This window comes from Shewanella yunxiaonensis (assembly GCF_018223345.1).
GTDB classification, from domain to species: Bacteria; Pseudomonadota; Gammaproteobacteria; order Enterobacterales; family Shewanellaceae; genus Shewanella; species Shewanella yunxiaonensis.
Genome location: NZ_CP073587.1, coordinates 1,944,893 through 1,957,235 on the forward strand (window position 1 = coordinate 1,944,893; position 12,343 = coordinate 1,957,235).

Annotated in this window: 10 protein-coding genes; 1 reads left to right on the plus strand and 9 read right to left on the minus strand. The window is 46.2% G+C overall.

What is annotated here, in order from left to right; translation table 11 throughout:
• Position 1: 1 nt before the first annotated feature.
• From pyrF to aroA, 7 genes are all read right to left on the minus strand, one after another.
• Positions 2-706, minus strand: a complete 705-nt coding sequence (pyrF, locus tag KDN34_RS08925; RefSeq protein ID WP_212593471.1) for an orotidine-5'-phosphate decarboxylase — start codon at positions 704-706, stop codon at positions 2-4.
• Positions 707-738: 32 nt separating this feature from the next.
• On the minus strand, positions 739-1,899 hold the full coding sequence (lapB, locus tag KDN34_RS08930; protein ID WP_212593472.1) for a lipopolysaccharide assembly protein LapB: 1,161 nt from the start codon (positions 1,897-1,899) through the stop codon (positions 739-741).
• Between the two features lies 1 nt (position 1,900).
• A complete protein-coding gene (locus KDN34_RS08935; protein ID WP_212593473.1) occupies positions 1,901-2,173 on the minus strand; it encodes a LapA family protein in 273 nt (90 codons plus the stop codon).
• A gap of 127 nt (positions 2,174-2,300) precedes the next feature.
• Positions 2,301-2,588: an integration host factor subunit beta gene (gene ihfB, locus KDN34_RS08940; protein WP_212593474.1), complete on the minus strand. Its 288-nt coding sequence runs from the start codon at positions 2,586-2,588 to the stop codon at positions 2,301-2,303.
• Between the two features lie 73 nt (positions 2,589-2,661).
• A complete protein-coding gene (rpsA, locus tag KDN34_RS08945; protein WP_212593475.1) occupies positions 2,662-4,329 on the minus strand; it encodes a 30S ribosomal protein S1 in 1,668 nt (555 codons plus the stop codon).
• A 97-nt stretch (positions 4,330-4,426) separates the two neighbouring features.
• Entirely contained in the window at positions 4,427-5,122 is a 696-nt protein-coding gene (gene cmk / locus KDN34_RS08950; protein WP_212593476.1) for a (d)CMP kinase, read from the minus strand.
• A 131-nt stretch (positions 5,123-5,253) separates the two neighbouring features.
• Positions 5,254-6,534, minus strand: a complete 1,281-nt coding sequence (aroA, locus tag KDN34_RS08955; protein WP_212593477.1) for a 3-phosphoshikimate 1-carboxyvinyltransferase — start codon at positions 6,532-6,534, stop codon at positions 5,254-5,256.
• Positions 6,535-6,923: 389 nt separating this feature from the next.
• Here aroA and KDN34_RS08960 point away from each other — a divergent pair, with 389 nt between their 5' ends.
• Positions 6,924-8,114, plus strand: a complete 1,191-nt coding sequence (locus tag KDN34_RS08960; RefSeq protein ID WP_212593478.1) for an amino acid aminotransferase — start codon at positions 6,924-6,926, stop codon at positions 8,112-8,114.
• Between the two features lie 60 nt (positions 8,115-8,174).
• On the opposite strand, the gene serC is transcribed toward KDN34_RS08960, so the two are convergent.
• Both serC and gyrA read right to left on the minus strand, forming a co-directional pair.
• Complete coding sequence (gene serC / locus KDN34_RS08965) at positions 8,175-9,269, minus strand: 3-phosphoserine/phosphohydroxythreonine transaminase (protein ID WP_212593479.1); 1,095 nt, start codon at positions 9,267-9,269, stop codon at positions 8,175-8,177.
• Between the two features lie 78 nt (positions 9,270-9,347).
• On the minus strand, positions 9,348-12,050 hold the full coding sequence (gyrA, locus tag KDN34_RS08970) for a DNA topoisomerase (ATP-hydrolyzing) subunit A (RefSeq protein WP_212593480.1): 2,703 nt from the start codon (positions 12,048-12,050) through the stop codon (positions 9,348-9,350).
• Between the last annotated feature and the right edge of the window lie 293 nt (positions 12,051-12,343).

Sequence of the window (12,343 nt, forward strand, 5' to 3'; positions counted from 1 at the left end):
TTTACGACCTTAAGCCAATCGACTGATAAATCGCTTCAAGTGTGGCCAGCGGATCCTCAGCCTGAGTAATTGGGCGGCCGATGACCAAATAATCCGCACCGGCATCCAAGGCGGCTTTAGGTGTCATTATCCGCTTTTGATCGGCAGCGTCGCTGCCGATTGGACGTATTCCCGGAGTCACGAGTTTGAAATCTTCACCAAACTGGTTTTTTAATGTGTGCGCTTCCTGTGCTGAACATACAACCCCATTGAGCCCAGCCTCATAGGTAAGCTTCGCCAGACGTTTTACCTGCTCTTCAGCACTGGCGTTAATCCCTAACATTTGTAGTTCTTCACTGCTCATCGAAGTTAGCACGGTTACGGCTATCAATAATGGCGCATTCTCTCCATAGGGTAACAGGGCTTTACGCGCGGCTTCCATCATCGCCAAACCACCACTGGCATGGACATTTACCATCCATACCCCGAGTTCTGCTGCTGCAGTTACTGCTTTGGCGACAGTATTTGGGATGTCATGAAACTTCAAATCAAGAAATAAATCAAAACCCCGATTTTGAATGTCACGCACCAGTTGCGGGCCAAACAGAGTGAACATCTCTTTGCCAATTTTCAACCGACATAGATTAGGATCTAGTTTATCAACGAGTTGTAGCGCATTGAATTTATTATCAAAATCAAGTGCCACTACAATAGGTTTTTCCAACATTTGAACTCCAATGGATCAGTAATTCCAGTGGTCTATTCACCATCAAGACCACGAATACGTTTAATGCTGCCCCAATTTTTACAAGAGGGACAATGCCAGTAAAGAGTATGTGACGGAAATCCGCATTCCCGACAACGATAACTGGGCCGAAATTTTATTTGCTGTTCGACTAACTGCTCAAGCATAGCCAAGCTATCACGCGCCTGCCCTTTTTCTGCCTGTTGAATATGCATTTGCATCAATAATTGAAAGCCGCGCATTGTCGGGTGACGATATAGCTTGTCCAAGACCATTGCTTCCGCCACTTTCAGATCACCTCGCTCAATCATATTCAATGCTAAGGCGACGACAACTGACGCTCCGGCACCACTACTTATTGCGCGCGTCAATAACTGCTGATATCCCTCTTTGTCACCTGTGGCTTGGGTCATTTGCTTGGCAAACCCCAAACCATCAGCAAACAGCTCAACATCGGCATCAATCAACTTTTCTAGCATCTCTCGGCATTCATCAAATTGTTCAAATGCCAAATAGATACCCGCAAGTTCCAACAATGCCCGGCCACATTTCGGATCGAGTTTTAGCGCCTGACGTAAAATTTTGATTTTTCCCGACTTGTCAGGATTTTCTTCAGCAAGTTGACAATAAAAATGTGCAATAACGGGTTTTAACGTTTGCTGACTTTTACGAGGTAGTCGCCGCGTAATATCAATTGCCTTTTGCCACTCTTTGGTCATCTGATAGATAGCAATAAGCGCATTTTCAGCGTCTTCAGAATGATCTTCCTGACCAGCAAGATTCAAAAAGATCTCCTCTGCACGGTCATAAAAACCCGCTGCGAGGTAGTCTTTTCCCAACTCCATCATAGCTAAATCACGTTGTTCGTTTGATAGAGATGGCCTAGCAATAAGATTTTGATGAATGCGTATAGCTCTATCGACTTCGCCGCGCTTACGAAACAGCGAGCCTAATGAAAGATGGGTATCGATGGTTTCATCATCGACATCCAACATACTGATAAACAGATCAACTGCTTTATCGGATTCATTGGACAACAGGAAATTAAGCCCGGTGAAATAATCACGGCTCAGCTTTTTTTGCTGTAAATTCTGCTTTTGTCTCAGGTTGCGTCGGCCCATGTACCAGCCATAAGCGGCGGCTATGGGCAACAGCAGGAAAAGCAGTTCCAACATATCAGGCGTCTTGCTCCTGCTGTGAAGCGGTTAAGGCCATAATTTTTTTTCGGGCACTTTTCAGCGAAAACTTCAACCGTAGTATGTAATAAAACGCGATGATCCAACTTACCAGAAAGCCTGCTAAAAATACTACGGCAAGTACTATAGGCAACCGATATTCACCTTGTGCGACAAAATAACTGATTGTGACAACTTGCTCGTTACGGGATCCAAAGATCAACGCCAGCACAAATAACAGTGCCAACAGTATAGTGGCAATAAATGACTTCATATCTGACTCCGGAAATCGTCACTTTCAATCTCCTGATTATCCAGTAATTTGCAGGTACTGACCAGTGTTGCCTTATCGTAGATATAAAAAAGCCTCCAACAAAGGAGGCTTTTCTTAGCAGCAATAATTAAACAATAGTGGCATCTACCCGTTCGCGCAGCTCTTTACCTGGCTTAAAGTGTGGGACGTACTTACCATCGAGTTCGACAGAAGTTCCGGTTTTCGGATTACGACCTACACGAGGTGCACGATAGTGTAGCGAGAAACTGCCAAAGCCACGGATTTCGATACGATCACCGCTTTCCAATGTCTTCGCCATTTGCTCCAACATTTCTTTGATGGCATTTTCCACATCTTTCGCTGACAACTGAGATTCTGCTGTAGCGAGTTTTTCGATCAGTTCGGATTTTGTCATCCTTGCTACCCCTATATTCAAGCCAAACACTGGTGCCTACGAGCAGGAGCAAAGCTCCTGCCATTAAGGTTCATTATTTGCGGGCTGCCTTGAATGCTTCAGCCATAGCGTTAGTCATAACAACGTCTTCCTGTTTGTTCAGGGTCGCCATTACTTCTTTCTCTTCGGCTTCGTCTTTCGCACGTACAGACAAGCTGATGCTGCGGTTCTTACGATCCACACCCATGAACTTGGCTTCAACGCTATCACCTACGTTATAAACGGTAGACGCGTCTTCGATGCGTTCACGGCTGATGTCTGCTACACGGATGTAACCTTCAACAGTGTCCGCCAGTTCTACGGTAACACCTTTAGCGTCAACTGCAGTAACTGTACCAGTTACAATAGAACCTTTCTTCTTATCTGCCAAGTAGGCATTGAAAGGATCATCTTCAGTCTGCTTCACGCCGAGGCTGATACGTTCACGTTCTGGGTCAACAGACAGTACAACTGCAGTGATTTCATCACCTTTCTTGTATTCACCAACAGCTTCTTCACCGTTGCTGTTCCAAGAGATGTCTGACAGGTGAACCAGACCATCGATACCACCGTCCAGGCCGATGAAGATACCGAAGTCAGTGATTGACTTGATCTTACCGGAAACCTTGTCACCCTTGGCATAACGGTTAGCAAAATCTTCCCATGGATTAGTTTTGCATTGTTTCAGGCCCAGAGAGATACGGCGACGTTCTTCGTCGATATCCAGTACCAACACTTCCACTTCATCACCCAGGCTAACAACCTTAGATGGGTGGATGTTCTTGTTGGTCCAATCCATTTCAGATACGTGTACCAGACCTTCAACACCTTCTTCGATTTCTACGAAGCAGCCATAATCGGTCAGGTTAGTAACGCGACCAGTCAGCTTGGTGTTTTCTGGATAACGTTTGCTGATTTCCAGCCATGGATCTTCGCCCAGCTGTTTCAGACCCAGAGATACACGAGTGCGTTCACGGTCGTATTTCAGGACTTTAACGGTGATTTCGTCACCAACATTGACGATTTCAGAAGGATGTTTAACACGCTTCCACGCCATGTCAGTGATGTGCAGCAAACCGTCAACACCACCCAGATCTACGAATGCACCGTAGTCTGTCAGGTTCTTAACGATACCTTTAACTGCTTGACCTTCTTGCAGGTTTTCCAGCAGAGCATCACGTTCAGCGCTGCTTTCAGATTCGATAACGGCGCGGCGAGAAACCACTACGTTGTTACGCTTCTGATCCAGTTTGATAACTTTGAATTCGAGCTCTTTGTTTTCCAGGTGAGCAGTGTCGCGAACAGGGCGAACGTCAACCAGAGAACCAGGCAGGAATGCGCGGATACCATTCAATTCAACAGTGAAACCGCCTTTAACTTTACCGTTGATGATACCGATAACAGTTTCATTGTCTTCGTAAGCTTTTTCCAGAACGATCCATGCTTCATGGCGCTTGGCTTTTTCGCGAGACAGTTGGGTTTCACCAAAGCCGTCTTCTACGCTGTCCAGCGCTACATCAACTTGATCACCAATTGCAATTTCTAGCTCGCCTTGGGCGTTCTTGAACTGCTCGGCAGGAATTGGGCTTTCTGACTTCAGGCCAGCATCAACCAGTACCATGCCATTTTCGATGGCAACTACAGTACCGCGAACGATAGAACCTGGACGAAATTCCAGTTGTTGAAGGGATTGTTCAAACAGATCAGCAAAAGATTCAGTCATGTTAATTACTTAAATTTTAAAACCATACTGCTTCCTGAGCATGGGGTCAGTTCACTAATCTCCTGCGTCCGTGCCGGAGATACCAAAACCGCTGGTATCAGATACCCGCGGCAGATAATTTTTGTTCAATGTGCTTCAGCGCTCGCTGAAACACTTCTTCAATACCAAGACCTGTGGTATCAATCACTAGTGCTTCTTCAGCGGGAACTAGTGGTGCCACGGCGCGATTCATATCTCTGAAATCACGCTCTTTAATCTCGGTTAAAAGGCGTTCGATGTTAACATCAAAGCCCTTGTCTCGCAACTGATTATAGCGCCGTTGCGCCCGTTCTTCCGCTGTTGCAGTTAAAAACAATTTAGCGGGAGCATTAGGGAAAACTACCGTGCCCATATCACGACCATCGGCAATCAGTCCCGGCGCAGTTTTAAATGCTCGTTGGCGACGCAAAAGTGCTTCACGCACACGTGGGAAAGCGGCTACGCGTGATGCGGCATCAGAACATTCTTGAGAACGGATGCTATGCGTAACATCCTCACCCTCTAGTACAACTTTAGTGGCGTCCTTATCTGTTGCTGCCAAAAATTGCACGTCTAAATGAGAAGCTAACAACGTAATGGCTTCTTCATTATCTAATTCCACATTGTGGTGTATCGCTGCGAGAGCCAGTACCCGGTAAATGGCACCACTGTCGAGAAGTTTCCACCCATAGTGAGTGGCCAACATCTGACTAATAGTTCCTTTTCCGGCACCGCTAGGGCCATCAATAGTGACGACAGGCGCCCGTTCAGACATAGATTCCTCCGCAATTTAGTATCTTCCTTGAGAACATTATCCGCTCCTCCGGAATTAAGCGGGCCGTATTATACATGAATACGGCCCGCAGCATCGGCAAATTTTCAAACAAATCAATCGTCGCTGTTAAGCTAACGTGACAACGCGCTAAAGCGTTCAAAATAATCCGGGAAGGTCTTTGACGTACAATCTGGATCATTAATTGTGACGCCGCATTCTGCAAAGGCTAGCAAGGAAAAGCACATTGCCATCCGATGGTCATTATAGGTGTCAATGTCAGCATGAATGACGTTATCTGGAGGGGTGATTTTGATGTAATCATTACCCTCTTCAATATGGGCGCCAACTTTGCGTAACTCGGTTGCCATTGCAGAAAGCCGGTCGGTTTCTTTGATACGCCAGTTATAAATATTGGTCATGCAGGTTTCGCCTTCGGCAAAAATAGCTGCGGTCGCGATCGTCATAGCTGCATCCGGAATATGGTTCATATCCATATTGATACCGTGTAATTTGCTTCCGCGCGCGATGATAAAATCATCACCCCACTCAATATCAGCCCCCATCTTGGCTAAAGCATCGGCAAATTTGACATCTCCCTGAATACTTTGCAGACCGACACCGGTTACTTTGACTTCACCGCCAGCAATAGCGCCTGCCGCGAGGAAATATGACGCGGAGGATGCGTCGCCTTCAACCAACAGCTTTCCTGGCGCAACATATTGTTGTCCAGCCGGGATCTCGAAGCGTTGGTAGTTGTGATTTTGTACCGTAACGCCGAATTTTTGCATCAGCGCCAAAGTGATATCAATGTAGGGTTTTGACACCAGGTCACCCAGCACTTCGATTTCAACCGCAGTTTTTGCCATTGGCGCGACCATCAGCAACGCCGTCAAAAACTGACTCGACAGTGTGCCGGCTATCTGGACTTTGCCGCCATTTAGCCCTGTACCGTGGATTCTCAATGGTGGGAAACCCGGATTTTTAAGATATTCAATATCCGCACCTAGCTGCTGCAGCGCATCAACCAAATCCCCGATGGGTCGCTCTTCCATTCGCGGTTCGCCGGTCAAATCGAATTGGCCATGCCCAAGTGTTAATGCGGCGCATAATGGCCGCATAGCGGTTCCCGCGTTGCCTAAAAACAGTGTTAATGGCGCTGCCATATCAAACGGAGCGGCATTACCGTCTACCAAACAACGAGTCTTATCTTCAGAAAGTTGATAGCTGATACCTAATTTACCTAACGCCGTGAGCATATAGCGGATATCATCTGAATCGAGCAAATTGGTAAGTTCAGTGCGACCTTTTGCCAATGCGGCCAATAATAATGCGCGATTGGAAATGCTTTTAGAACCGGGGATATTGACTTCACCATTAAAGTGAGCGACATGGTCTAGGTGTAATTGTTTCATGATTCAACTATTGCACTCGCCTGCGGTTTTTCAGCAGGTACTGATTTCATTAATGATCGATAAATCTTGTTATCGTTCCCAACTAGATACCCTTACAATTCAGCAAAGGGGTCCTCAAATAAAGCGTAAATCGGTATTTTTGAGCCTAATTAATAAATTGACTGATAAACTGCAGTAATTCAATAGAACTTCCGTTATTAGAAATATTATTTCCAATAGTCGCTCAAAATAACTGCAGATTTAATAAAAAAACCACCAGATTTTCGTTGTACCCAAAAAGAAACCCAATGTTTACAAAATAACACAGTTGCAGCCCTTTCGGGTGATTAACATTCTCGCAAAATGCCGTTATGCTACGTGCACAAACCACTACAAAGACAGAAGTACCGATGTTTAACCAATTACAGCCAATGCCCGCTGACCCAATTTTGGGTTTGCTCAGTCAATTTCGTGAAGATCCTCGTCCTGTTAAAGTCGACCTTGGGGTCGGCGTTTACAAAGACGCTCATGGTAATACGCCTATTCTTGCGTGCGTAAAGACTGCAGAGCGGATACGCACCGAAACTGAAACAACGAAGGTATACATTGGTCCTGCTGGCAGCGATAAGTTTAATCGGCTTATATGCGATTTAGCATTTGGTGAAGGTCACAGTGTCATTGAACAAAATCGTGTTCGTTCAGTATCTACGCCTGGCGGTACTGGATCGCTGAAAGTTGCAGCTGACTTTATCAAGCGTTGTAATCCCAACGCCACGATGTGGGTGAGTGATCCGACTTGGGCTAACCACATCAGCTTGTTTAAAGGCGCTGGTCTGAAAGTAGAAGCTTATCCATATTACGATCAACAAAATAATGTTTTGAAGTTCGACGAGATGTTGGCCGCCCTCAAATTGTTAGGGCCAGATGATGTGGTGTTGTTGCATGCCTGTTGCCATAACCCTACTGGACAGGACCTCAGCGAAGCACAATGGGATCAAGTGGTAGAAGTTGCCGCTGAGCGTGGGTTCACCCCACTGATCGATATGGCTTATCAAGGCTTTGGCGACAGCCTGGATCGCGACGCTTATGGTGTCCGTAAAATGGCTGCTGCAGTTGATGCCATGTTGCTTTGTGCATCCTGCTCCAAAAATTTCGGTTTGTATCGTGAACGTATCGGCGCTTGTGCGGTAGTAACTAAAGACTCTGTCAAAGCCGATATTGCGTTATCCGTGATGCTGCATGTGATTCGCGCCATTTATTCTATGCCACCTGCACATGGTGCTGCACTAGTGGAAACCATTCTGGGCTCCGCTGAGTTAACTCAGCAATGGCACGAAGAACTTGCCGTTATGCGTGACCGTATCAACGGGAATCGTGCAATGCTGGTCGACAAAATTAAAGCAGCGGGAGTTAATCGCGATTTTAGTTTTATTGCTCGCCAGAAAGGCATGTTCTCATTTTTAGGGATCACCCCAGAACAAGTTGAGCTGCTTAAGCGTGATTATGCTATTTATATGGTCGGTTCAAGCCGTATCAGCGTTGCTGGGATCACCGAAGAAAACGTGGATTATTTAGCAAATTCAATTGCCGCAATTCTTTAACTAATTAAAAGATCAAAAAAGCGACTGATTACAGTCGCTTTTTTATTGTTTTTCGTGTGTTTAAGCACTGTGTTTTTCAGCAAAATCGGTCATAAAATCAACCAACTTTTGAACACCTTCTAACGGCATCGCGTTATAAATGCTGGCTCTCATACCGCCAACGATACGGTGGCCTTTCAAAGCAACCAATCCTTGGGCTTCAGCATCTGCCAAAAATACTTTATTTAAGTCTTCATCGGCAAGCTGGAACGTCACGTTCATACGTGAACGGTTTTGCGGATCCACGCCATTTTTATAGAATGGGAGATGATCAATACATTGATACAACAGCTCGGCCTTCTGCTTATTCATCCCTTCAATGGCAGCTACCCCACCAATCTGCTTTAACCACTTAAATACTTCAGCAGCCAAATACCAAGCAAACGTCGGCGGGGTATTAAACATAGAATCGTGCTGCGCAGCGATACGATAATCCATGATAGAAGACGGATTCACGATCGGCAGTTCCAATAGATCTTTTCTGACAATAACAATGCTCAAACCAGAAGGACCGATATTCTTCTGAGCCCCAGCATAGATCAACCCAAATTTGCTCACATCCACGGGACGAGACATTATTGTGGATGACATATCCGCAATGACAGGCCACGGAGCATCTATCTCTTCAAACATTTCGATGCCATTGACTGTTTCATTAGGACAGTAATGCAGATAGCGATATTGTTCAGATGATACGCTGAAATCAGGGACTGTGACTTTATTTAAGCCATTAACTTTAGACACAATTTCAATAGTATCTACTTGGCTTTCACCTACTAATCTGATGGCTTCATCTGCAGCCGATTTTGACCACTGACCGCTGATTAAATAGAGGGCTTTGCCATGATTGCCGAGAAAATTATTCACAACAGCGGCAAACTGACCACGGCCACCTCCGTGCATGAATAATACATGATAGTTATCAGGGATATTCATGAGTTCCCGTAGATCTGCCTCTGATTCTTTAGCAAGTGCAATGAACGGTGCGCCACGATGGCTGACTTCCATCACCGAAACACCCTGCCCCTGCCAATCCAGCAGTTCAGCCTGAGCCTTAGCCAATACCGGTGGAGGCAACATTGCTGGTCCGGCACAAAAATTATATACGGTACTCACTCATTTTCTCCTTGGAACTTAAAACGGTTAGAGACAAAACGAGCGTCACTCAGGACGCCCGTTTTTCACTCTTGCAAGTTATTCAGTAATATCTTCATCCGCGGTGGTATCATCATCCGCGTCCGGAACATCTGGCAATGTATCTACATCAGCTTCATCAACGCTATCATCGTCTTCTGATTGAATTTCGTCAATGCGTTGCAGTCCGACCACTGTTTCATCATCAGCCGTCCGGATAATGGTCACGCCCTGCGTGTTACGGCCAATCAGTGATACGCCGGAAACCGGTGTTCTCACCAAGGTGCCTTTATCACTGATCAGCATGATTTCGTCGTTTTCTGAGGCTTGAACCGCTCCCACTACCTGACCATTACGGTCAGTAACTTTAATAGAGACTACCCCTTTAGTGGCGCGGCTCTTGGCAGGATATTCATCCAGCGCAGTACGTTTACCATATCCATTGGCAGTAACGGTAAGAATGGCTTCATCGCTACGAGGCACAATCAGCGATACGACTTTTTGGCCTTCTTCCAACGCGATACCACGCACACCAGTAGCAGTGCGGCCCATAGGTCGTACGCCTTTGAAGGTAATCTGCACTTCGCCATTTTCATCCAGTATTGGATTGCCATCTTCATCGGTTACAGACGATTCTTCAGCTTCTTTAAAGCGCACCACTTTACCGGCGTCGGAGAACAACATAATTTCGCTGTTACCATCGGTAATATCCACGCCAATCAGTTGGTCGCCATCTTTCAGATTTACCGCAATAATACCGTTGCTGCGTGGACGACTGTATTCGGTCAGCGCAGTTTTCTTCACGGTACCGTTGGAAGTCGCCATGATGATATATTTGCCCTCTTCATATTCCCGTACCGGCAGAATAGCGGTGATGCGTTCATCACCTTCCAACGGCAGCAGGTTTACAATTGGACGACCACGAGACTGACGGCTTGCCAGTGGCAGTTGATATACCTTCAGCCAATACAGCTTACCAAAGTCAGAGAAACACAAAATAGTGTCGTGGGTATTGGCGATCAGTAACTGTTCGACGAAGTCTTCATCTTTAACTTTAGTTGCCGCCTTACCCTTACCACCGCGACGCTGAGCCTGGTAGTCAGTTAGCGGCTGATACTTGGCATAGCCCAGATGTGACAGTGTCACCACTACATCTTCTTCGTTGATCAAATCTTCCAGACTAATATCTGCAGCAGACTCATTAATTTCTGTACGACGAGCATCACCGAACTGGGTCAGCACTTCTTGCAGTTCTTCTTTGATGACTTCCATCAGCCGTTCAGAGCTATGGAGAATATGCAGCAGTCCAGCGATGGTTTCCAGCAGCTCTTCATACTCCTGCAGGATCTTTTCATGTTCCAGACCGGTCAATTTCTGCAAGCGCAGATCCAAAATGGCCTGGGCTTGTTGTTCCGTTAGGAAGTACAGGTCTTCATGAATACCAAACTGCGGTTCCAGCCATTCAGGACGAGCCGCATCATCGCCGGCTTTCTCCAACATTGCCTTCACATTACCCAACGCCCATCCCTGTTCGGTAAGACGTTGTTTGGCTTCGTTTGGACTTGGAGAATTTCGGATAAGCTCAATTATCGGATCAATATTAGCGAGCGCGACCGCTAACGCTTCTAAAATGTGCGCGCGTTCGCGAGCTTTACGCAGTTCAAATACGGTGCGACGGGTGACGACTTCACGGCGATGCAGGATGAAGGCTTCCAGCATCTCCTTGATGTTAAATAACTTAGGCTGGCCATTTGCCAACGCCACCATATTAATACCGAAGGAACATTGCATCTGGGTCTGTGCGTACAGATTGTTCAGTACGACTTCACCCACTTCGCCGCGTTTGATTTCGATGACGATACGCATACCGTCCTTATCGGATTCATCACGCAGGCCACTGATCCCTTCAATTTTCTTGTCTTTAACCAGTTCGGCAATTTTTTCAATCAGGCGAGCTTTATTCACCTGATATGGGATTTCAGTGACGATGATACGCTCACGGCCATTGTCTTCGGTTTCGAAGTCTGCCCGTGCGCGCATGATGACTTTGCCACGACCAGTACGATAAGCCTCTTCAATACCTTTGCGACCATTAATAATCGCAGCGGTTGGGAAGTCCGGGCCGGGGATACATTTGATCAACTCTTCAATTGGCAGTTCTGGATTTTCAATCAACGCCAGACAACCATTGACGACTTCAGTCAGGTTGTGAGGCGGAATGTTAGTGGCCATACCCACCGCAATACCAGATGAACCATTGACTAGCAGGTTAGGAATACGGGTTGGCAACACTTCTGGGATCTGTTCAGTACCGTCGTAGTTAGGTACAAAATCCACGGTTTCTTTGTCGAGGTCAGCGAGCAGATGATGCGCCAGACGCTGCATGCGAATTTCTGTATAACGCATTGCCGCTGCAGCATCACCATCAATGGAACCAAAGTTTCCTTGCCCATCAACCAGTGTATAACGCAGGGAAAATGGTTGCGCCATACGCACGATAGTATCGTACACAGCACTATCACCATGAGGGTGATACTTACCGATAACGTCACCGACCACACGGGCGGACTTTTTATAGGGTTTGTTCCAGTCGTTTTTCAACTCATTCATCGCAAAGAGCACACGGCGATGAACCGGTTTCAAACCGTCGCGGACGTCCGGCAAGGCCCGGCCTACAATTACACTCATGGCATAATCGAGGTAGGAAGTTCTTAGTTCGTCTTCAATATTAATTGGCGAAATGGATGAAGCCTGATCAGTCATAAACTGCTCGATCCCCTTATATTAAGCTGACAACTTTTTGTTCCATGTCGTTGTCGAGCCCTACTAACGTAATGGGCCATTCTAACACAGTTATTGAACCCAGGTAGCCCTGATAACGGTTAGAATTCTACATTTACTCAAACTGCTGTTTATCTGCCGCTTTCAGTGAAAAACTTGTGAGAAATTTGCTTAAAAAACGCCGAGTTGGATGTTTTTTAAACAACACCAGTGTCTTGCCCTTTTTAAATACGACAATCTACCTAAGTTGCTTACCCATTGGTGGTCAAACTGTG